The sequence below is a fragment of the Paroceanicella profunda genome, from assembly GCF_005887635.2.
GTDB classification, from domain to species: Bacteria; Pseudomonadota; Alphaproteobacteria; order Rhodobacterales; family Rhodobacteraceae; genus Paroceanicella; species Paroceanicella profunda.
In genome coordinates this window covers 91,021-112,235 of record NZ_CP040824.1, presented here as the reverse complement: position 1 = coordinate 112,235, position 21,215 = coordinate 91,021, and the positions used below count along the sequence as shown (strand labels likewise).

Annotated in this window: 21 protein-coding genes and 1 pseudogene; 7 read left to right on the top strand and 15 right to left on the bottom strand. The window is 71.7% G+C overall.

Annotation, left to right across the window (positions count from 1 at the left end; translation table 11 throughout):
• Positions 1–259: 259 nt before the first annotated feature.
• The 5 genes and pseudogenes from FDP22_RS24355 to FDP22_RS25090 all read right to left on the bottom strand — a co-directional run bounded on the left by FDP22_RS24355 (position 260) and on the right by FDP22_RS25090 (position 4,674).
• Complete coding sequence (locus FDP22_RS24355) at positions 260–1,102, bottom strand: hydantoinase B/oxoprolinase family protein (RefSeq protein ID WP_143972322.1); 843 nt, start codon at positions 1,100–1,102, stop codon at positions 260–262.
• A gap of 21 nt (positions 1,103–1,123) precedes the next feature.
• Positions 1,124–2,203 (bottom strand): hydantoinase/oxoprolinase family protein, encoded by a 1,080-nt coding sequence (locus FDP22_RS25240; RefSeq protein ID WP_143972321.1) that lies wholly within the window; start codon positions 2,201–2,203, stop codon positions 1,124–1,126.
• Positions 2,145–3,055, bottom strand: a pseudogene (locus FDP22_RS25235) (hydantoinase/oxoprolinase N-terminal domain-containing protein). The gene FDP22_RS25240 and the pseudogene FDP22_RS25235 overlap by 59 nt, the downstream one beginning before the upstream one ends.
• A gap of 696 nt (positions 3,056–3,751) precedes the next feature.
• The gene (locus FDP22_RS24340; RefSeq protein WP_239032061.1) at positions 3,752–4,543 is read right to left on the bottom strand and encodes a substrate-binding domain-containing protein; all 792 of its coding nucleotides are present in this window, start codon (positions 4,541–4,543) and stop codon (positions 3,752–3,754) included.
• A complete protein-coding gene (locus tag FDP22_RS25090; protein ID WP_239032068.1) occupies positions 4,507–4,674 on the bottom strand; it encodes a hypothetical protein in 168 nt (55 codons plus the stop codon). The genes FDP22_RS24340 and FDP22_RS25090 overlap by 37 nt, the downstream gene beginning before the upstream one ends.
• On the opposite strand from FDP22_RS25090, the gene FDP22_RS25085 reads away from it, so the two are divergent.
• Positions 4,610–4,777: a hypothetical protein gene (locus tag FDP22_RS25085; RefSeq protein ID WP_239032069.1), complete on the top strand. Its 168-nt coding sequence runs from the start codon at positions 4,610–4,612 to the stop codon at positions 4,775–4,777. The two genes, FDP22_RS25090 and FDP22_RS25085, sit on opposite strands and share 65 nt — an antisense overlap.
• 49 nt (positions 4,778–4,826) lie before the next feature.
• On the opposite strand, the gene FDP22_RS25080 is transcribed toward FDP22_RS25085, so the two are convergent.
• The 5 genes from FDP22_RS25080 to FDP22_RS24325 all read right to left on the bottom strand — a co-directional run bounded on the left by FDP22_RS25080 (position 4,827) and on the right by FDP22_RS24325 (position 7,857).
• Entirely contained in the window at positions 4,827–5,042 is a 216-nt protein-coding gene (locus tag FDP22_RS25080; protein WP_239032060.1) for a hypothetical protein, read from the bottom strand.
• Positions 5,039–6,313: a tripartite tricarboxylate transporter permease gene (locus FDP22_RS24335; RefSeq protein WP_239032059.1), complete on the bottom strand. Its 1,275-nt coding sequence runs from the start codon at positions 6,311–6,313 to the stop codon at positions 5,039–5,041. The genes FDP22_RS25080 and FDP22_RS24335 overlap by 4 nt, the downstream gene beginning before the upstream one ends.
• A 9-nt stretch (positions 6,314–6,322) precedes the next feature.
• Positions 6,323–6,661: a hypothetical protein gene (locus FDP22_RS24330; RefSeq protein WP_346728850.1), complete on the bottom strand. Its 339-nt coding sequence runs from the start codon at positions 6,659–6,661 to the stop codon at positions 6,323–6,325.
• A 147-nt stretch (positions 6,662–6,808) separates the two neighbouring features.
• Positions 6,809–7,120 (bottom strand): hypothetical protein, encoded by a 312-nt coding sequence (locus tag FDP22_RS25320; protein WP_346728849.1) that lies wholly within the window; start codon positions 7,118–7,120, stop codon positions 6,809–6,811.
• Positions 7,090–7,857: a type 2 periplasmic-binding domain-containing protein gene (locus FDP22_RS24325; protein ID WP_346728848.1), complete on the bottom strand. Its 768-nt coding sequence runs from the start codon at positions 7,855–7,857 to the stop codon at positions 7,090–7,092. The genes FDP22_RS25320 and FDP22_RS24325 overlap by 31 nt, the downstream gene beginning before the upstream one ends.
• Before the next feature lie 230 nt (positions 7,858–8,087).
• On the opposite strand from FDP22_RS24325, the gene araD reads away from it, so the two are divergent.
• From araD to queE, 6 genes are all read left to right on the top strand, one after another.
• Positions 8,088–9,830: an L-arabinonate dehydratase gene (gene araD, locus FDP22_RS24320; RefSeq protein ID WP_138579029.1), complete on the top strand. Its 1,743-nt coding sequence runs from the start codon at positions 8,088–8,090 to the stop codon at positions 9,828–9,830.
• 44 nt (positions 9,831–9,874) lie between these two features.
• Positions 9,875–10,774 (top strand): dihydrodipicolinate synthase family protein, encoded by a 900-nt coding sequence (locus FDP22_RS24315; RefSeq protein WP_138579027.1) that lies wholly within the window; start codon positions 9,875–9,877, stop codon positions 10,772–10,774.
• Positions 10,775–10,861: 87 nt separating this feature from the next.
• Entirely contained in the window at positions 10,862–11,572 is a 711-nt protein-coding gene (locus tag FDP22_RS24310; protein ID WP_138579025.1) for a ribonuclease activity regulator RraA, read from the top strand.
• 548 nt (positions 11,573–12,120) lie between these two features.
• Positions 12,121–12,822 (top strand): 7-cyano-7-deazaguanine synthase QueC, encoded by a 702-nt coding sequence (gene queC / locus FDP22_RS24300; RefSeq protein ID WP_138579023.1) that lies wholly within the window; start codon positions 12,121–12,123, stop codon positions 12,820–12,822.
• On the top strand, positions 12,822–13,175 hold the full coding sequence (locus FDP22_RS24295; RefSeq protein ID WP_138579021.1) for a 6-pyruvoyl trahydropterin synthase family protein: 354 nt from the start codon (positions 12,822–12,824) through the stop codon (positions 13,173–13,175). Before queC ends, FDP22_RS24295 begins: the two co-directional genes overlap by 1 nt.
• Positions 13,172–13,879: a 7-carboxy-7-deazaguanine synthase QueE gene (gene queE, locus FDP22_RS24290; protein ID WP_138579019.1), complete on the top strand. Its 708-nt coding sequence runs from the start codon at positions 13,172–13,174 to the stop codon at positions 13,877–13,879. Before FDP22_RS24295 ends, queE begins: the two co-directional genes overlap by 4 nt.
• Before the next feature lie 238 nt (positions 13,880–14,117).
• On the opposite strand, the gene FDP22_RS24285 is transcribed toward queE, so the two are convergent.
• From FDP22_RS24285 to FDP22_RS24265, 5 genes are all read right to left on the bottom strand, one after another.
• Positions 14,118–15,419, bottom strand: coding sequence for a PQQ-dependent sugar dehydrogenase (locus tag FDP22_RS24285; protein WP_138579017.1), 1,302 nt, complete (start codon positions 15,417–15,419; stop codon positions 14,118–14,120).
• A 393-nt stretch (positions 15,420–15,812) separates the two neighbouring features.
• Positions 15,813–16,874 carry an SDR family oxidoreductase gene (locus FDP22_RS24280; protein WP_138579015.1) on the bottom strand — a complete coding sequence of 354 codons (1,062 nt, stop codon included), beginning with the start codon at positions 16,872–16,874 and terminating at the stop codon, positions 15,813–15,815.
• A gap of 291 nt (positions 16,875–17,165) precedes the next feature.
• Positions 17,166–17,849 (bottom strand): HTTM domain-containing protein, encoded by a 684-nt coding sequence (locus tag FDP22_RS24275; RefSeq protein WP_138579013.1) that lies wholly within the window; start codon positions 17,847–17,849, stop codon positions 17,166–17,168.
• Positions 17,846–18,265 (bottom strand): hypothetical protein, encoded by a 420-nt coding sequence (locus FDP22_RS24270; protein ID WP_138579011.1) that lies wholly within the window; start codon positions 18,263–18,265, stop codon positions 17,846–17,848. The genes FDP22_RS24275 and FDP22_RS24270 overlap by 4 nt, the downstream gene beginning before the upstream one ends.
• A 577-nt stretch (positions 18,266–18,842) precedes the next feature.
• Positions 18,843–21,182, bottom strand: coding sequence for a Tex family protein (locus FDP22_RS24265; protein WP_138579009.1), 2,340 nt, complete (start codon positions 21,180–21,182; stop codon positions 18,843–18,845).
• Positions 21,183–21,215 lie beyond the last annotated feature (33 nt).

Below are 21,215 nucleotides of genomic sequence, written 5' to 3'. Positions count from 1 at the left end.
TCGCCAGCACCCAGAGCGCACCCGCGCTCTCCGCCAGCACCCGGCCGGGCAAGGCCGGGCGAGGCAGCCCAGCATCAGGTCCGCAGGCCTGGCCCACCACGTGGCGCGCGGTGACCGGGCGCGGGCGCTCGGCGCTCACACCAGCCCCGGCGGCGCGGTGATCTCGATCAGCCCAGCGAGGCGTGGTTGTGGCACATGCGGCGCACCAGCGCCTTGATCCCGAAGGAGGCATAGGCCTGCGAGTAGACCAGCGGGCAGTTCACGCCCTTGTCGAGCGCGCGGTCCGAGCCGGCGAGATCGCGGCGATGCGCCCGCCGCCCACGGTCATCCGGGCGCGCAGGGTGAGGGGGGCGTCGTAGCCGTCCAGCCGGATGGTGTTCTCGTACACCCCCTCCGGCACCGCGGCCACCGCGTCCAGCATCGCGCCGCGCGAGCGCTCGAAGATGAAGCCGGCCAGCCGCTCCAGCCCGGCGATGGCGTATTCGTCCATCAGGTCGGTGAGGCGGCGGGCGCCCTCGTCGTTGCAGGCCATCAGCGAGATGATGTGCCGCGCGCCTCGCGCGGGACGCGGGAATTGGTGGCGACGATGTCGAGCAGCTCGTCGTTGAGCACGGCCTTGCGCAGCCGGGTGACGGGGATGACCACGCCCTCCTCGAACACGAGCGCGCCTCCGCCGACCAGCCCAGCCCGCCACGTCCACCACGTGGCAGGTGGAGGCGAGATAGGCGACGATCCGCCCGCCGCGGAACACCGGGGTGACGACGACGAAGTCGAACACATGCCCCGCGCCCAGCCAGGGGTCGTTGGTGACCAGCACGTCGCCCTCTGCCAGCGTCCGCGCCGGCACATGGGCGAGCATGGCGTTCACCGAACGGGCCATGGTGTTCACATGGCCCGGGGTGCCGGTGACGGCCTGGGCCATCATGCGGCCCCCGGCGTCGAACACGCCGGCCGAAAGGTCCCCCGCCTCGCGCACGATGGCGCCGAAGGCGACGCGCAGCAGCGCGTTGGCCTGTTCCTCGCACACCGAGATCAGCCGGTTCCACATCACGTTGAGGGCGATGACCTCCGCATCCCCGAGGGCGCCGTTCTCCAGGCTCATGCCCGCTCTCCCGTGTCAGGATCAGGTGGCCGGGGGTGGACCTCGGCGGACCAGCCCGCGGGCGCGTAGGTGGTGGTCTGGGCCTCCTGAACCAGGAAGGGCCGTCGAAGCGCGCGCCCGCGGGCAGCGCGTCGCGGGCATGGAGGCCGAAGGCCACGTCCGCACCCACGGCGGGGTCGAACACCTGCACATGGGCCGCCGCCCGGCCCGCCGCGCCGGCGGCGCGGGCGGCACCGCGCGCATCGGCGGGGCGTCGCCCTGCGCGGTGAGGCTGAGGGCCACCAGTTCCACCGGGTTCGCCGGCATGTCGGTGCCGTAGATGGTGCGGTAGGCGGCGTGGAAGGCGGCGGTCATCCGCGCGATGTCCTCTCCGGAGCGCAGCGGGGAGGCGAGCGGCACGCGCACCGCGTGGCCCTGGCCCTGGTACTGCAGCTCGGCGGCGAGGGAGATGTGCACCGGCGCGCCCGGTGCCAGCGCGGGGCCCACCACGCCGGTCGCCTCTTGCGCCATCGCGTCCTGCAGGGCGGCGAGGGCGGGAAGGTCCACACGCTCGGTGAGCGTGAGCACGGTGCGCGCCACCTCATAGGCCACCGGGGCGGAGAGGAAGCCCACGGCCGAGCCCACGCCAGCGTCGGCGGGAATGATCACCCGGGTGATGCCCAGCTTCTCGGCGATGCGCACCGCGTGGAGCGGCCCGGCGCCGCCCGAGGCCATCAGGTGGTAGCGGGTGACATCCTTGCCCTGCTCGATGGCATGAACCCGCGCGGCATTCGCCATCGCCTCCTCGCCGATCTCCACGATGCCGGCCGCCGCCCAGGCGGTGCTGCTCAGGCCCAGCGGGGCTGCCACGTCCCGCTCCACCGCCTGCGCGGCGAGGTCCGGGCGCAGCGCGAAGCTGCCGCCGGCGAAGCCCTCCGGGCGCAGCTTGCCCAGCACCACGTTCGCGTCGGTGATGGTGGGGGCCGTGCCGCCCCGGCCGTAGGAGGCGGGGCCGGGCACCGAGCTCGCGCTCTTCGGCCCCACGGCCAGCCGGCCCATGTCGTCACGCCGCGCGATGGAGCCGCCGCCGGCGCCGATTTCCACCAGCTCCGTGGTGGGCACGCCACCGCAGGCCGCTGCCCTTCATGTCGCGCCAGGCCCGGGCCACTTCGAAGCGCCGCGCCGTGGCCGGAACGCCGTGCTCCAGAAAGCAGATCTTCGCCGTCGTCCCGCCCATGTCGAAGGCCAGCAGCCGCTCGCACCCGGTCTCGCGCGAGACGCGCACCCCGAGGGCCACGCCCCGGCCGGCCCGGATTCCACCAGCCGGATGGGGGTTTTCGCCGCCTGTTCCAGCGTGGTGAGCCCGCCGCCGGAGAGCATCAGCAGGAACTCCCCGGCAAAGCCCTGCCCGCGCAGCCCGCTGGCGAACCGGTGCAGGTAGCGCGACATCAGCGGCCGTACATATGCATTGGCGCAGACGGTGGAGAAGCGCTCGTATTCGCGGATCTCGGGGGAGACCTCGGAGCTCAGGCAGATGGTGACATGCTCCGGCAGGCGCGCGCGCAGCCACTGTGCCACCAGCAGCTCATGCGCGGGGTTGGCGCAGACATGCAGGAACCCGATGGCCACCGCCTCCACACCCTCGGCGATCAGCCGCGAGGCGAGCGCGTCCATCTGCGCCTGCGAGGGCGCGATGAGCGGGGCTCCGGCGGCGTCCATCCGCTCGCGCACCGTCAGCCGCAGGTCGCGCGGCACCAGCGGCACGGGCAGCTGCAGGTCGGTGTCATACTGGTCGAAGCGCTTCTCGTAGGCCATTTCCAGGATGTCCCGGAACCCCTCGGTGGTGATGAAGGCGGTCTTCGCCCCCCGGCGTTCGATCAGCGCGTTGGTGGCGAGCGTCGTGCCGTGGATCACGGCAGAGACATCGGTCAGGCGGAGGCCCTCGCTGTCGAGCAGCTCCGCAATGCCCGTCATCGCGCCGATTTCCGGCGCGTCGGGCGTGGTCAGCGTCTTGAGCGATGCGATCGTGGGCCTTCCAGCACCACGTCCGTGAACGTTCCGCCGATATCAACTGAAAGTCTGTACATAAAAATATAGTTCGTACTTTATGCGATTCACGCAACTGGAAAATGACGGCCGGCGACAATTTCGCCCCGCCCGGCAGCCGACCCGCTGATCCGCCGGCCCGGTGGCCCGGCCGCACGACGACGCGGTAACGCGATGAACCGATGACGCAGAGCGGGGCCCGCGCCCCGCAAACGGGCGACGCAGCGGAGATATTGGGCCCCGCTGCATCCGGGCCGGCATGGGAGAAGGTTGCTCCGGGTCCGGCGTGATGCGGCCCCCCGGGCGCAGGCGCCGGGCGGCTCAGGCGCGCGGGGCGGCGGGCTGCGGAGACGCCCGCCGCCCGGGCATCCATGCCGGTATCGGGAAGACCCACCGGCTCCGGTTTGCCGCAGACGTCCCCTGCGTCGGGATCGGGGCGGCATCCGACGCGAAGAGCGCGGCGCGCGGCCACGCGCCGGTCCGGCCGCCTGAAGCGGGTCGGGGCGCGAGGGCCCGGACGTGCGAGGGGCAGGCGGCAAGCCGTGCGCACCGGAGGGCGCAGCGGTCAGGGCGTCAGGCGGTTGTGGGGTCGGGGACGCGATCGTCCCGGCGGCCGGGAGGGGCTCAGGCGGAGCCGCGCCGCACGATCTCGAAGCCGAGGTCGATCACGCTGGCCCCGTCGGTGCGGCCCTCGAACCGGTGCAGCAGCGCCTGGGCGGCGGCGTGGCCGAAGGCGGCGCGGTCCACCCGCACCGTGGTGATGGCGGGGGTGGTCCAGGCGCCGAAATCCTGGTCGCCGAAGCCGATTACCGCGATCTCGCCGGGCACGGACAGGCCGCGGGCCTGCGCCTCGATCAGCACGCCATGCGCCAGCAGGTCGGAGCTGCAGAACACCAGGCCGTCGCGCAGCCCCTGCTCGTCGATCAGCCGGGACAGCCCGTTGCGGCCGCATTCCAGGCTGGCCTGCGCCGGGAACAGCGCCTGGCCCACCGCCACGCCGCTGCGCTGGGTGAAGCGCTCGGAGAAGGCGTCGATGCGGCGGCGGGCGCGCTCGTCGCCGGCCGAGACCACGCCGGCTCGCCTGTGGCCGGCCTCGTAGGCGAAATCCGCCACCGCGCGGCCGGTCTCGATGTGGGAGAAGCCCACGCAGAGGTCGATGGGGGAATCGGTGATGTCCCACACCTCGACCACCGGGATGGAGGCGCCGAGCAGCATCCGCCGCGTGCGGGCGGAATGGTGGATGCCGGTGAGCAGCATCGCGTCCGGCCGGCGCGAGAGATGGGCGGCGACCAGCTCCTCCTCCTCCGTCGGGGTGAAGCCCGTCTCCGACAGCATGATCTGGTAGCCGCTGTCGCGCATGCCCGCGGCGAAGGCCTGGATCATCGAGGAGTAGACCACGTTGGTGATGGAGGGCACCAGCGCGGAGACCAGCTTCGAGCGGTTGGAGGCCAGCGCCCCGCCAGCGCATTCGGCACGTAGCCGGTGAGCTCGATCGCCTCGCGGATCCGCGCCATCGTGGCGGGCGAGACCTTGGCGGGGTCGCTCAGCGCGCGCGATACCGTCACCTGCGACACGCCGGCCAGCCGGCCCACGGCCTCCATCGTCACGCCCCGGGAGGCGCTGCGCCTGGGCGCCGGCGGCCTGTGCTGATCGTCCTTCGTGTCCATCCCGGCCATCATCCTGCCCGCGCGGGGGGAGTTCAAGAGCCCTCCCCGCGCCGCGCCTTGCGTGCCAGCAGCACCGAGAGCACGACCGACCCCAGGATCAGCGCCCACAGCAGCACCGCGATCCAGCTCTTGGTGAAGAAGATCGTCACGTCGCCGAAGCTCTCGAGGCTCTTGACGAAGTAGATCTCCGCCGAGGGCCCCAGGATGAAGCCGATGATGAAGGGCGCGATCTCCAGCCGCAGCTTCACCGCCAGCCAGCCGAACAGCCGAAGATGGCCAGCGTCCAGACATCGAACATGATGCCGTAGTTGATGGTGTAGGCCCCGATCACGCACATCATCAGGATCACCGGGAACAGGATGTGCTTGGGAATGGTGACCACCGCGCGAACCAGCGGATCGCCACATACATCATCACCAGCATCGCCACGTTGGCGATCAGCATGGCCACGATCATCGCGTTCCAGGTGCCCGGGTTGTTGCCGATGAACAGGGCCGACCTGCACCCCCTGCAGGGTGAAGGCTCCGATCAGCAGCGCGGTGGTCGAATCGCCCGGGATACCGAGCGACAGCAGCGGCACCAGCGCCCCGCCGGTGAGGCCGTTGTTGCCCGATTCCGAGGCGATGATGCCCGCCGGCTCGCCCTTGCCGAAGCGCTCGGGGTGGCGCGAGAAGGTCTTCGCGTTGGTGTAGGCGATGATCGAGGCGGCAGAGCCCCCCACCCCCGGCAGGATGCCCACGAAGGTGCCGATGGCGCTGGAACGCACCAGGTTCACCGCCTGGCCGCGGAACACCGAGAAGGAGAAGGCGGAATGCCTGCCCACCTTGATGTCCTTCGCGGAATGCCCGCGCGGCACGCCCAGCTCCGCCTGCTCCAGGATGGCGGCGAGGCCGAACAGCCCGATCAGCACCGGCAGCAGGGAGAAGCCGCTGTCCAGCCAGTACTCCCAGCCCGGCGGCACCAGGCGCAGCTTGCCGTTGCCGCCGTCGGAGACGTCATAGACGCCGATCAGGCTCACGAAGATGCCCAGCACCCCGGAGAAGATGCCCAGCAGCATGTCCGAGGACAGCGCCGCCATCACCGTGAGCGCGAAGAGGATGATGAGGAACTTCTCCACGTAGGAGAACTTGATGGCGAAATCCGCCAGCGTGGGCGCGAAGAGCCACAGCACCGCGAGGCTGATGATCCCGCCCACGAAGGAGGAGATGATGCCGATGCGCAGCGCCGCCTCGCCCTCGCCGCGCTGTGCCATCGGGTAGCCGTCGAAGGTGGTGGTGATGGAACTGGGCGTGCCGGGAATGCCGAGCAGGATGGCCGGCACCAGCCCGCCCGAGATCCCGCCCACGTAAAGCCCGAGCAGCAGCGCCAGCCCGTTCTCCAGCCCCAGCGAATAGGTGAGCGGCAGCGAGATGGCCACGGCCATCGTCGCCGTCATGCCCGGAATGGCGCCGAAGATGATGCCCACCAGCGTGCCGCCAAGGATCAGCGACACGAAGAGCGGCGTGATGAATTCGAACATGTCGGCCTCTCAGGGCAGGGTCAGGAACAGCGGATAGGTGAACAGCCACCACACGAAGGTGGGCCCGGCCAGCGCGACGATGGCCAGCGGCACCGCCTGGCGCCAGGAGCGGTCATGCATGAACAACAGGCCCGTGCCCGCGACATAGGGAATGGAGCAGATCAGGAAGCCCAGCCCGGTGTTCGGCCAGAGGTCGCCCACCGGCACCATGGCGGAGAAATACACCAGGGTGAGCGCGATGGTGCCGAGGAAGCGCGGCTTGTCCATCGCCGCGAACGTCTGCCGCCAGGCGGCCCCGGACGCCGCGATGCGGGCCCTGTCCCGCAGCAGGATCGCGAGGCCCAGCAGAACCAGAACCCCGCGATGAGGGTCGGAAACACGAGATGCGAGGTTTCGAATGCGATGGTCACGTGGGTGAGATCGCCCATGCGGCTGCCTCCCGGAAACTGGGGGCCCGCCCGGTGCGGGCGGGCCGGAGGATGGTGCGCCCGGCGCTCAGCTCTTGCCGGAGATTTCCGAGATCACCTTCTCGTAGGTGTCGCGCTTCTCGCGCAGGTGCGCCCGGGCCTTCTCCGCCGGCAGGTAGTCGGGAATGAAGAAGGCTTCCTTCTGGCGCGTCTCCACCGTGCCGTCGGCATAGATCTCGGAAAGCGCCGTATCGATGGCCGCCATCGCCTCCGGGTCCATGTCCTTGTTGAACAGCAGGAAGAATTCCTTGTCGAAGGTGAAGTCCGTCTCGCCGTCGAGGGTCACGCTGGTCTTCGGGCTGGCGTATTTCAGCATGTCGTCGCGGCTGGTGCCGCCCATGCCGGCCTCCGGCGCCTGCTCCAGCGTCTCGGGTCGCGCGGTGATCCAGACGAAGCGCATCGCCTTCGCGTCGTCGGGGGCAGCTGGGTGAACTGCTCGTTGGCCTGGATGGAGCCGTTGATCACGTCGGCGAGATCATCCCACATCGCCTGGTTCTTGTCGGACTGCGAGCCGGTGTTCACCGGCACGATGTTCTCCTCCGAGCCGGGCGCGCGCAGCCGCGCGGCGTTCTTCAGCGCGGAGAAGCCGATCTCGGACACGCCGCCGGGCTGGATGGCCACGCGCACCCGGGTGCCGGCCTCGGCCGCGGCCAGAATGTCCTCCATCGAGTGATAGGGCGAATCGGCCGGCACCAGATAGGCGTTGCCCGGGTTGATCGCCAGCGTGGGCCCGACGACGAACTCCTCGAACGGGTCTCCGTAGCCGGTCACCCCGTAGAGATTGGCCAGGTAGGACTGGTCGTGGAACACCATGATGGTGGTGCCGCGCCGGTCGCGCGCCAGCGCCTTGAAGGCCTCCGTGGCGCCCACCGCATCGACCTTGATGTTGATGCCCAGCTTCTCGGAGAGCGCGTCCGCCACGATGGCGGAATTCTGGTAGGTGTCGCCGCCCGTCGAGGTGGAGCCGATCACCATGCGCATGTTGCGCGGCAGGGACTGGGCATCGGCCACCAGCGGCTGGGCCAGCAGCGCAGCCGCCGACGCGGCCGCAAGAAACGTTCTGCGTGCAAGTTTCATTCTTCTTCCTCCCTTCGACCGCTCCCGCGGCTGGTTATTGCAACCGGCGTCACTCCGTCCGGAGGCGCCTTATGTAAGCGCATACATAGACAAGAGCACGGGCCGGCGAAGCCTGTCAAGGATTCCCCGCCACCCCGCGTCCTGACGATAATTTCGCATGGCCTGATTGACATCCCGGCAGATGATTGCGCATACATGAAGCAAGAGATATCGGAGGAGAGGCAACTCGAATGGCCGCCAATACCCGCAAAAGCCCGAAGGATCTGCGTTCCGCGCGCTGGTTCGGCCCCGATGACCTGCGCAGTTTCGGGCACCGTTCGCGCATGATGCAGCTCGGCTATGCCGAGGAGGATTTCCGCGACAGGCCGGTGATCGGCATCCTCAACACCTGGTCGGAGCTGAACTCCTGCCACGGGCATTTCCGAGAGCGCGCGCAGGACGTGAAGCGCGGCGTGCTGCAGGCGGGCGGCTTTCCGGTGGAACTGCCCTCGCTCTCGGTGGACGAGAGCTTCACCAAGCCCACCTCCATGCTCTACCGCAACATGCTGGCGATGGAGACGGAGGAGATGATCCGCTCGCACCCGCTCGACGGCGTGGTGCTGATGGGCGGCTGCGACAAGACCACCCCCGGCCTGGTGATGGGCGCGCTCACCGCCGGCGTGCCGATGATCTACCTGCCCGCCGGCCCGATGCTGCGCGGGCATTACGCCGGGCGCATCCTCGGCTCGGGCTCGGACGCGTGGAAATACTGGGACGAGCGCCGCGCCGGCAACATCTCGGATGACGAATGGCTGGGCATCCAGGGCGGCATCGCCCGCTCGGTGGGCACCTGCATGACCATGGGCACCGCCTCGACCATGACCGCGATCACCGACGCGATGGGCCTCACCCTGCCCGGCGCCTCGTCCATCCCGGCGGCCGATGCCGGGCATCAGCGCATGTCCGCGGAGTGTGGCCGCCGCATCGTCGACATGGTCTGGACCGACCTCACCCCGGACAGGATCGTGACGGCGGGCGCGGTGCGCAACGCCGCCATCATCGCCATGGCCACCGGCTGCTCCACCAATGCGGTGGTCCATCTCATCGCCATGGCCCGGCGCGCGGGCGTGGACTTCACCCTCGACGACCTCGACGAGCTGGGCCGCACGACGCCGCTCATCGCCAATGTCCGCCCCTCGGGCAAGGACTACCTGATGGAGGATTTCTTCTACGCCGGCGGCCTGCGCGCGCTGATGAAGCAGATGGAGGCGCGGCTCGACACCTCCTGCCTCACCGTCACCGGAAAGACCATGGGCGAGAACCTCGAAGGCGCCGTGGTCTACAATGACGACGTGATCCGCCCGCTCTCCAACCCGGTCTACCACGAAGGCTCGCTGGCGCTGCTGCGCGGCAACCTCTGCCCCGACGGCGCGGTGATCAAGCCCGCCGCCTGCGACCCGAAGTTCCACGTGCACGAGGGCCCGGCGCTGGTGTTCGACAGCTACCCGGAGATGAAGAAGGCCATCGACGACGAAAACCTCGAGGTCACCCCCGACCACGTGCTGGTGCTGCGCAACGCCGGGCCGCAGGGGGGGCCGGGCATGCCGGAATGGGGCATGCTCCCCATCCCCAAGGCGCTGATCAAGCAGGGACATCGCGACATGCTGCGGATTTCGGACGCGCGGATGTCGGGCACATCCTACGGCGCGTGCGTGCTGCATGTGGCGCCCGAGGCCTATATCGGCGGGCCGCTGGCGCTGCTCAGGACCGGCGACATCGTGCGCATGGACCTGCCGGCGCGTCGGCTCGACATGCTGGTGGACGAGGCCGAGATCGCCCGCCGTCGCGAAGCCCGCGTGCCGCCCGAGCCGCGCTTCGCCCGGGGCTGGGGCTGGATGTTCTCGCAACATGTCACCCAGGCCGACAAGGGCTGCGACTTCGACTATCTCGAACGCGGCTTCGGCCCCGCCGCAGGCGAGCCCGACATCTTCTGACCCCCCGCTCACCCGCCCCTACGCCCACCTGCAGGGAGGCCCCCATGGCGCTCGACCTCGACACCGCCCTCACCGGCATTTCCGGCATCCTCGTGACGCCCTATGACGCGGAAGGCGAGATCGCGCCTGCGCGGCTCGCCCCGATCATCGACCGCGCGCTGGCCGCCGGGGTGCACATGCCGGTGGTCAACGGAAACACCGGCGAGTTCTACGCCCTCACCACCGAGGAGGCCTGCACCATGGTCCGCGAGGTGGTGGCCCTGGTGGACGGCCGCGCCCCGGTGCTGGCCGGCGTGGGCCGCGGCATCCGTGATGCCTGCCGCCTCGCCCGCGCCTCGGCCGAGGCGGGGGCGACGGCCCTGATGATCCACCAGCCGCCGGACCCGTTCGTCTCGCCGCGCGGCACGCTCGACTACGTGCAGGCGGTGCACGAGGCCGGCGGCGGCCTGCCGGTGATGCTGTATTTGCGCAACGACGCGATCGGCACCCGCGCCATCGCCGATCTCTGCGCCCTGCCCGGCGTGCGCGGGGTGAAATGGGCCACGCCCAACCCGCTGAAGCTCGCCGAGGCAAAGGCCGCCTGCGACCCCTCCATCGTCTGGGTCGGCGGGCTCGCCGAGGTCTGGGCCCCGCCGCTCTACGCCGTGGGGGCGCGGGGCTTCACCTCCGGGCTGATCAACGTCTGGCCGGAGCGTTCCGTGGCCATCCACGCGGCGCTGGAGGCGGGGGATTACGCCTCCGCCAACACGCTCATCGCCGGCATGCGCGCCTTCGAGGACATCCGCGCCGAAGAGCTCAACGGCACCAATGTCACCGGCGTGAAGGCCGCGCTGCTGGCCACGGGGCAGGATTGCGGCCCCACGCGCCCGCCCTCGGCCTGGCCGCTCACCGACGCCCAGCAGGGCCGGCTCGACGCTTTCCTGAAGGCCAGCGCGCTGGCCTGACCGCCTGTCCCGGCGGTTCGTCCGCCACCCGTCCGGACCCGACCCGGGGCGCGCCGCGCCCGCGGGCGACCCGAGGAGACCGATCCGATGAATGAAGCTACCCGCGAAATGCTGATGGAGGTGTCGGTGGCGACCCTCGCCACCGCCCTGTTCAAGCGCGGCCTGCGCCACCAGGTGATCCAGGGCGTGAAGCCGCTGGGCTGGAAGGGGCGCAACATGGTGGGCCCGGCCTTCACCCTGCGCTACATCCCCGCCCGCGAGGACCGCAACAGCCTCACCGTGTTCCGCAACCCCGAGCACCCGCAGCGCGTGGCCATCGAGACCTGCCCCGCCGGCCACGTGCTGGTGATGGACAGCCGCAAGCAGGCCGATGCCGCCTCCGCCGGGGACATTCTCGTCACCCGGCTGATGATGCGCGGCGGCGCCGGCGTGGTGACCGATGGCGGCTTCCGCGACGCGGCCACCATCGCCGGGCTGGAGATGCCGGCCTATCACACCCGCCCCTCCTCGCCGACCAACCTCACCAACAACGAGGCCATCGCCATCAACGAGCCCATCGGCTGCGGCGATGCCCCGGTGTTCCCGGGTGACATCATCGTGGGCGATGCGGATTGCGTGATCGTCATCCCCGCCGGCATCGCCGACGAGGTGGCCGCCGAGGCGACGGAGATGACCGTCTACGAGGATTTCGTCGTCGAGCAGGTGAAGGGCGGCGCCGGGATCATCGGCCTCTACCCCTGCACGAAGGACGAGACTCGCGAGGCCTTCGAGGCCTGGCGCAAGACGCAGAACCGCTGAATCCGACAGGGGCAGGAGCGCGGGCGCCGCGCCCCTGCCCCTGCTATCCCGGCCCGCCCGGCCCCTGCGGCCGGGGCGGCACGGCCCGTCAACCGGTGGGCTCCGGGGCCGCGTCATCCGCCCCGTTCGGGCCCAGTGCGTAAGGCGCGCCCTGCACCGCGGCGCTCGTCGCGCCGGCCCCGGATCCGAAGGGCAGGGCCAGCCGAGGCGGCGATGCGATCCCGCCTTGACGCGCCCCCCCCACACTCTCCACGAATTCTCAGGCTCAGGCTCAGGCTCAGGCTCAGGCTCAGGCTCAGGCTCAGGCTCAGGCTCAGGCTCAGGCTCAGGCTCAGGCTCAGGCTCAGGCTCAGGCTCAGGCTCAGGCGAAGCCCCCGCCCCGCCCGTCTTGACGCGCAGACCCCGGGCCCGGCGCCGCCCCGGGTGGCCCTGCCCCGCGGCTTCGGGGCCGGGGCGGCGCGGACAGCGGTTGCACCCGCGGCGGAACGCGCGTATCTGCCCTCCCCAACCGGTCGCAGCCTACCCGGTCATCAAAACAAGGGTTCAGAATGAAAACGACAGTTGTCTGCTCCGGCGGGCTCGATTCCGTTTCGCTCGCGCAGATGGTCGCGGCGGAGGGCCGGCTCTCGCGGCTGGTCTCCTTCGACTACGGCCAGCGCCACGCCAAGGAACTGGGCTTCGCCGCCGCCACCGCCACGCGCCTGGGCGTGCCGCACCACGTCATCGACATGCGCGCCATCGGCGCCGCCCTCACCGGCTCGGCGCTGACCGATGACATCGACGTGCCGGACGGCCATTACGCCGAAGAGACCATGCGCATCACCGTGGTGCCCAACCGCAACGCCATCATGCTGGCCATCGCCTTCGGGGTGGCGGCGGCGGAGGGGGATGCGCTGGTGGCCACCGCCGTGCACGGCGGCGACCATTTCATCTACCCCGACTGCCGCCCCGCCTTCACCGAGGCCTTCGATCGCATGCAGCGCGCGGCGCTGGACGGCTATGCCGACGTGCGCCTCTCCACCCCCTTCGTGCACCGCACCAAGGCCGATATCGTCACCGAAGGCGCGCGCCACGGCACGCCCTTCGCCGAGACCTGGTCCTGCTACAAGGGCGGCGCGCGGCATTGCGGGCGCTGCGGCACCTGCGTGGAACGGCGCGAGGCCTTCCACATCGCCGGCGTGGCGGACCCGACGGTCTACGACGACCCGGAGTTCTGGATCGCCGCCGTCGCGGGCCGGGAGGGCCGCTGATGTTCCGGATCTCAAAGGAATTCCACTTCTCCGCCTCCCACCAGCTCGCGCATCTGGCGCCCGACCACCAGTGCGCCCGGCTGCACGGGCACAATTACATCGTGGTGGTGGAGCTGGTGGCGGCGGAGCTTTCCGCCGACGGATTCGTGCGTGACTATCATGACCTGAAGCCGCTGAAGGCCTATATCGACGATCGCTTCGACCACCGGCACCTCACCGACGTGCTGGACGGGCATTCGACGGCCGAGCGCCTGGCTCTGCACTTCTACGAGTGGTGCCGGGCCCGCTGGCCGGAGACCGCCGCGGTGAAAGTGTCGGAAACGCCGAAGACCTGGGCCGAGTACCGGCCATGACCCTGCGCATCGCCGAGATCTTCGGCCCCACCATCCAGGGCGAGGGCGCGCTGATCGGCGAGCCGACGGTGTTCGTGCGCGCCGGCGGCTGCGACTACCGCTGCAGCTGGTGTGACAGCCTGCATGCGGTCGACAGCGCCTTCCGCAGCACCTGGGCACCGATGACGGCGGACGCGGCCCTTGCCGAGGTGGAACGCCTCTCCGGCGGCCAGCCGCTCACGGTGTCGCTCTCCGGCGGCAACCCGGCCATCCAGGATTTCGGCCCGCTGATCTCCCTCGGCCGGGCGCGGGGCTATCGTTTCGCCTGCGAAACGCAGGGCTCCGTGGCCCGCCCGTGGTTCGGCGATCTCGCCACGCTGGTCCTGTCGCCGAAGCCGCCCTCCAGCGGCCAGCGGGTGGACTGGGACGCCTTCGCCGCCTGTGTCGCGGCCGGGGCGCCCGCCGGGCAGACCGTGATGAAGATCGTGATCTTCGACGAGGCCGACCTCGCCTGGGCCCGCGACGCGGCCGCGCGCCACCCCGGCCTGCCGCTCTACCTTCAGCCCGGCAACCCGGAGGTGGACCCGGACCGGCCGGTGGACCCCCAGGCCCTGGCCGACCGGCTTCTGTGGCTGGTGGAGCGCACCACCGGGCGCGGCTGGTTCACCCCCCGCATCCTGCCGCAACTGCACGTCCTGATCTGGGGCAACCGCCGGGGCGTCTGACCGGGCGCCCCCGCCTCCGCTTGCTTGCGCGGCCACCCTCGGGGGGCTGCAGGCCCTCCCGAGGGTGGCCGCGCAGCACAGGCCGCGCAGCACAGGCCGCGCAGCACAGGCCGCGCAGCACAGGCCGCGCAGCACAGGCCGCGCAGCACAGGCCGCGCAGCACAGGCCGCGCAGCACAGGCCGCGCAGCACAGGCCGCGCAGGACAGGCCGCGCGGGGGGATCCCCGGTGCCGGGCCGCTACTTCGCGGCGGTCACCCGCCAGATGGTGTTGCCCACGTCGTCGGCGACCAGCAGCGCGCCGTCGGCGGCGACGGCGACGCCGACCGGGCGGCCCCGGGCGTCACCTTGCGGTGAGCGGAAGCCGGTGAGCACGTCGACCGGGTGTCCCGCCGGCCGGCCGTCGACGAAGGGCACGAACACCACGGCGTAGCCGCTGGCGGGGCGCCGGTTCCAAGATCCGTGCTCGCCGATGAAGGCGCCTTGCGCGAAGCGCGGGCCCAGCCGGGCACCCTGCGCGAAGCTCAGGCCCAGCGGGGCGACATGTGACCCCAGCGCATAATCCGGCATGCGGGCGCTGGTCACGCGGCCCGGGGCGTCCTGGTCCACGCGCGGGTCCGGACGGGTGCCGTAGTAGAGCCAGGGCCAGCCGAAGTTCGCGCCGTCGGGCACGGAGGTGAGATAGTCGGGCACCAGGTCGTCGCCCAGCTCGTCGCGCTCGTTCACCACGACCCAGAGCGCGCCGCTGTCGGGCTCGAAGCCGAGGCCCACGGGGTTGCGCAGCCCGGTGGCGAAGGGGCGCGCGGACGCCGCGGCCGGGTCCACCTGCCAGATCGCGGCGCGCCCGGCTTCCGCCGCCATGCCGCCCTCCCCGTGGTCGCTGTTCGAACCGATGGAGACGTAGAGCAGGCCGTCCGGCCCGGCGGTGAGCCCCTTGGTCCAGTGCCGGTTCGGCGGCCCGGAGGGCAGCGCGACGACCTGCGTGGCCGGCGCGTCGATCCGCGTGGCGCCCTCGGTGTAGGGGAAGGCCAGCAGCGCGTCCGTGTCCGCCACGTAGAGCGTGTCGCCCACCAGCGCCATGCCGAAGGGCGAGGTGAGCCCGTCGCGCAGGATGGTGCGGGTCTCGGCGATGCCGTCATGGTCCGCGTCGCGCAGCAGGGTGATGCGGTCGGCGCTGGGGCTCCCGGCGCCGGCGGCGGCCATCAGCTGCTCCTCCACGAGGGAGCGCAGGCCGGAGGGCGCGGCGGGCTGCTTGTTGCTCTCCGCAACCAGAACGTCGCCGTTGGGCAGGACGTGGAGCCAGCGCGGATGGTCCAGCCCGGTGGCGAAGGCCTGTACGGTGAGGCCCTCGGCGGGGGTCGGCGCGGTGCCCTCGGGCCAGCCGGTGGCCGGGGCGATGTTGAGCGTGGGCACGAGGCTGGTCCGCGGCTCGGGCAGGGTCGGGTCCGGCCCGACGCCCATGGGGCCCCCTTCGCGGCCGGCGCCGCTGCAGGCGGTGAGGAGGAGGGTGATGGCGCAGAGCGCCCTGTGGGTCGCCAGCATGTCGATGTCTCCGGGCTCCGGCCGGGTGTCCGGCCTTCTGTCGTGCGCCCCGGCCGGGCCGGGTCCGGGCGGGGCACGCCTTCGACCGGTGCGGCCAGGGCCCGCGCTGCGGCGGTGGCCGCGGAGTAAAGCAGGCATCGCGCACGCGCGCAGCGGCGATTTCGCCCCGGGGCGCGGCTCCGCCCCGGCAGCGGCCCGCTATCACCCTGTTCACACTGCGAAACGTGACGTTCTCACGACCCGCGCACCTTTGCGTGTTCGGTGCGGCGGGAAGCGCGCGAGGGCGCAGGGGCCCCGCGCGACAGCGGCCCGGGGCGTGGGAGGAGCGCAGGTCCGGACCTTCTCGCCGACTCGCCCGACGGGCTGCGAGATGCCCGGCCGGGACGGACCGGATCAGGGGATCAGCCGGTCCGCGCGCAGGCGGGTGAACAGGTCGAAGAAAGCGTCATCGGTGGCCTGATAGCCGGCGAAGCCCATGCGGCGGCTCTTGGACATGTCCGTCACCACCTCGATGGGCCGGCCCAGGTCCGCGTCCGTGTGCCAGGGCGAGGCCAGGCGGGCCAGCTCGGGCTCCGCCAGGCCGTGCTTCGTGGCGATCTCGCGCCAGAGCGGGGCGTCGTCGGCCATCTGCGATTCCAGCGGGCGGACGGTGCCGTCGAAGGGCACCGGGTCGATGCCGAACCAGCCGGCGATCCGCTCCCACATCCAGCTCCAGCGGAACACGTCGCCGTTCACCACGTTGAAGGCCTGGTCGCGCGCGGCCGGGGTGGTGGCGGCCCAGAGCAGGTGGCGGGCAAGCTGGCGCGCGTCGGTCATGTCGGTGAGCCCGGTCCATTGCGCGGCGGAGCCGGGGAACAGGAACGGCCGGCCGGTTTCCCGGCACAGGCTGGCCTGCACCGCGAGGGTGGTGCCCATGTTCATCGCGTTGCCCACCGCCTTGCCGATCACGGTGTGCGGGCGGTGCACGCTCCAGCCGAAGCCGTCGCGGGCGGCGGCCTCGAACACGGCATCCTCCTGGGCGTAGTAGAAGTTCTCCACGTCGAGGCGCGGCTGCGTCTCGCGGAACGGGGTCTCGGGCAGCACGCCCCTGCCATAGGCCTCGAAGGGTCCGAGGTAGTGCTTCAGCCCGGTGACGAGGGCCACATGCTGCAGGCTGCCGGCCGGGCGCAGCGCGTCGAGCAGGTTGCGGATCATCGTGCCGTTCACACGGATGTTCTCGGCCTCGGTGGCCTGCCGGGCCCAGGTGGTGAGGAACAGGTGCGTGGGCGCCATGCCGCCGAGCGCCGCCGCGAGGCTGGCCGGGTCCTGCAGGTCGGCGGCGACCGGGGTCACGCCGGGCCGGGGCACCGGGCGGCGCGCGAGGCCGGCAACCGGCCAGCCCTCCGCCACCAGTTGGGCCGCGGTGGCGCTGCCGATGATGCCGCTGGCGCCGACGACGAGGGCGGTTCGTTCCATGACTGTCTCCTTCACTGTGCAGGTCGTTGCGGCACAGCTAAGCCCCCCGGCGCCGATGTGCCAGACGGCACCCGGACGTGCCATAGACACCATTTGGTGCCCGCTTCCGCCTTCCCCGCCCGAGGCGCGGAGGCCGGCGGGGCCACGGCCCGCTATGCGGCCTTCTCCCGCCCGCTCCTGTCCGGTCTCTGCGTGCCGGAGGGGGAGAGGCATGGCGGGGGCCCGCGCGACGGGCGCTGGCGCCAGCGCGCGGCGGAGGTGGAGGCGGGGGCCGGGGCTGCGGCGGGGCGCTCACCCGAACACCCGCTGCTGGAACCACAGCAGGGAGGGATAGGCCGCCAGCCAGATCCAGAAGAAGCGGTTCAGCCCGAACAGGCAGGCGTTGCCGAGGTGAAAGGCCGCGGTGAGCACCAGTGCACAGGCCAGCGCCACGGGGTGCAGGAGCGACAGCGGAAAGGCCAGTTCCAGCCCCATCACCGCCCAGGACATGGCCAGCAGCAGCCGGGGCCGGTCGGCCCAGCCGCGCAGGCTCTCCGACACCGGATAGGCCGAGAAGCGGAACACGTCGACCAGCACCACGCCGCGCCGCCAGTCCGGGTTGACCACCTTCACCTGGCCGGAGACGACGTAGGACAGCACGAGCTGCACGGCGAGATAGGCGAAGGCGGTTTCCGCGAGGGTGGGCCCGGGGGCGAGCCGCGCGGCACACAGGCAGGTGAGCATGAGCAGGCCCATCCGGTCGCTCCCGCCGTTGTAGGGGCCGCGGAAGCGGGCGAGGATCAGCAGGGACACGCCCAGCAGCGCCGGCAGGGCCCAGGCCGTGCCCGTTCCGGCCAGCAGCGGCAGGCAGAGCAGGCTGCGCAGGGCGAACAGCCGGCGCTCGCGCGGCAGCCCGGTCATGTGCTCCGCGCCCTGCTGCAGGAAGCACAGCGCCATCAGCACTTCGGTGACGCGCAGGGCGGTCTCGAAGCTCATGCGCCCGGCGTCCGGGCGATCGGCGCGGAGAGATAGGCGACGGAGCGGGTGATGCCCCCGCCCTCCCGGCGCAGGAAGACGAGGCGGAAGCGCAGGTATCCCTCCCCCGGGCCGAGATCGCGAAGGATGCGGCGGCCGATCTCCTCCGCGTCCTGCGCGGTGGGCGCGACGGCGAGGCGTTCGGAGAGGGTGACGAGGTAGAGCGTCTCGTTCCACCCCGGGTTCCAGAACAGCCGCAGCAGCATCCGCGAGACCGGGAGATGCCCGGGCCGGGGCCGCGCCGGGGCCCAGCCCGGCGGCGGCTGGTCAGGCTGCGCGACGAGGGCATATTCGATGCGCGGCGACGGCGCGACCTCCCTGAAGAACCGCCAGGAGGGAATCAGCGCCGGCGCCAGCAGCCTGAGCGTGTGCAGCATCTCGACCAACTCCGCACCCGCCCCCGGCCGCCTCCCCCACCAGCATAGCGATCAAGGTTACCGAAACATGAGCGCGGGCGATTTTCCCCGCCGCGCGCCGGGCTCCCACATCCGGCGGAAGACAGGCGCAGGCCCGTCCGGGGCGCGCTGCCCCGGCGCGGGACATGTGCGCAGGGCCCGGACCGGGCGCATTGGCAAGGCCCCCGACCGGACCCGGGCCAGAGCTCTCTGCCGGGGAGGCCGTCCGTGCTCCCGCCGCAGTGGGGAAACGGCGCCGCTCGGGCCGCGGCACACCGCGCGTCGGGTGAGGCCGATCGGCGCCGCGCCCCCGGGGCTCCGATCGCGAAGCGGTGGCAGTGCAACGGGGCCGACATGCAGCGCGACCGGGGTGCGACACGACCGCAGTGCGGCGCGTCCACGGGTGCTGGGCGGAGCGCCTGCGGCGGTGTGCGGAACTGCCGCCGCGCGAGGCGGCTGCAGCGGCCTGCAACGCGGCGGCAGGGTTCCGCGACGGCGGTGAGCGCGGTGCCGGCGGAGCGGTGTCGCCATGGCTCCCGAGGCGGCGGATGCGGCGCGGTCAGTCCTTGCGGGTCATCGCCTTCGAGAGGGCCGCGCCGAGGGCGCCCATGTCCGAGCCTGACGGCTTGCCGCCGGAGGGGGATTTCGGGCTGCCGGAGGGCGGGCGGGACGGTTTCGGCGCGCGGTTTGCGGAGGGGGTGTCGCCGCCGCGGCCGGGCCGGGGCGCGGCGCCGGCGTCCTTGCGCATGCTCAGGCCGATGCGCTTGCGCGGGGCGTCGACCTCCATGACGCGCACCTTCACCACGTCGCCGGCCTTCACCACCTCATGCGGGTCCTTCACGAAACGGTCCGCGAGCTGGCTGATGTGGACGAGCCCGTCCTGGTGCACGCCGATGTCCACGAAGGCGCCGAAGGCGGCCACGTTGGTCACCGTGCCCTCCAGCAGCATGCCCGGGCGCAGGTCGGCCATGGTCTCCACGCCCTCGGCGAAGCTGGCGGTGCGGAAGCCGGGGCGCGGGTCTCGCCCGGGTTTCTCCAGCTCGGCGAGGATGTCGCGCACGGTGGGCAGGCCGAAGGTCTCGTCGGCGAACTGCTCGGGGCGCAGCCCCTTCAGCGCGGCGCTGTCGCCCATGATGGCGCGGATGTCGCGGCCGCAGGCCTCCACGATGCGCCGGGCCACGCCATAGGCTTCCGGGTGGACGGAGGAGGCGTCCAGCGGCTCCTTCCCGTCGCGGATGCGCAGGAACCCCGCGCTCTGCTCAAAGGCCTTCGGGCCGAGGCCGGTCACCTTCAGAAGCGCCTTTCGGGTGGCGAAGGCGCCATGCGTGTCACGGTGGCTCACGATGGCCTGCGCGAGGGAGGGGCCGAGGCCCGCCACCCGCGCCAGCAGCGGCGCCGAGGCCATGTTGAGGTCGACGCCCACGGCGTTCACCGCGTCCTCGACCACCGCTTCCAGCGCCTTGGCCAGCCGGCGCTGGTCCACGTCGTGCTGGTACTGGCCCACGCCGATGGACTGCGGCTCGATCTTCACCAGTTCGGCCAGCGGGTCCTGCAGGCGCCGCGCGATGGAGACCGCGCCGCGCAGCGAGACGTCGACATCCGGGAATTCCTTCGCCGCCAGCTCCGAGGCGGAGTAGACGGAGGCGCCGGCCTCCGAGACCACCACCTTCGTGGGCCGCGCCATGCCCTCGGGCAGGCGGGCGATCACCTCCGCGGCCAGCCGCTCGGTCTCGCGGCTGGCGGTGCCGTTGCCGATGGCGATGAGCTCGATGCCGTGCCGCCGGATCAGGCCCAGCAGGGTCTCCGAGGCGCCGCGCAGGTCATTCTTCGGCTGGAACGGGTAGAGGGTGGCCGTCTCGAGCAGCTTGCCGGTGGCATCGACCACCGCGGCCTTCACCCCGGTGCGGATGCCGGGGTCAAGCCCCAGCGTGGGCCGGGCGCCGGCCGGCGCGGCCAGCAGCAGGTCCTTGAGATTGCGGGCGAAAACCTCGATGGCCTCCTCATGCGCGCGGCGGCGCAGCTCGGTCATCAGGTCGATGTACATCGACAGGCTGAGCTTCACGCGCCAGGTCCAGGCCGCGGCCTCGCGCAGCCAGGTGTCGCCGGGCCCCGAGCCGGCGATGCCGATTTCCGCGGCGATGATGCCCTCGGCGCGCGGGATGCCGGTGTCCGGGTCCGGGGCGATGGCGACGGTCACCACCTCCTCCTTCGCCGCGCGCAGGATGGCCAGCGCCCGGTGCGAGGGGATGCCGGACCATGTCTCCCGGTGGTCGAAATAGTCGGAGAACTTGGCCCCCTCCGCCTCCTTGCCCGGCACCACGCGGGCGGAGATCTCGGCCTCGCGGCGCATGAACTCGCGCAGGCGGCCGAGCAGCGTGGCGTTCTCGCTCAGCTCCTCGATCAGGATCTGGCGCGCGCCTTCCAGCGCGTCCTTCACCGTGGGAACCGCCTCGCAGAGGAACGCCGCCGCGCTGTCCCGGGGGTCCGCGTCGCGCTGCGCGAGGATGCCGCGCAGCAGCGGCTCCAGCCCGTTCTCGCGCGCGATCATCGCCTTGGTGCGGCGCTTCGGTTTGAAGGGCAGGTAGATGTCCTCCAGCCCGGACTTGGTCTCCGCTCCGGCAATGGCGCGGGCCAGTGCGTCGGTCAGCTTGCCCTGTTCGGTGATCGACTGGAGGATGGTGGCCCGCCGGGCCTCCATGTCGCGCAGATAGGCCAGCCGGTCGGCGAGGGTGCGCAGCTGGGTGTCGTCCAGCCCGCCGGTGGCTTCCTTGCGGTAACGCGCCACGAAGGGGACGGTCGCGCCGCCGTCGAGCAGGGCCACGGTGGCGGCCACCTGGGTGGCCTTCGCGCCGATGTCGGCGGCGATGGTGCGGGTGATGCGATCTGCGACGGCGTTCATTCAGGCTTCTCCGGTGGCGGGATGCGCCTTGAT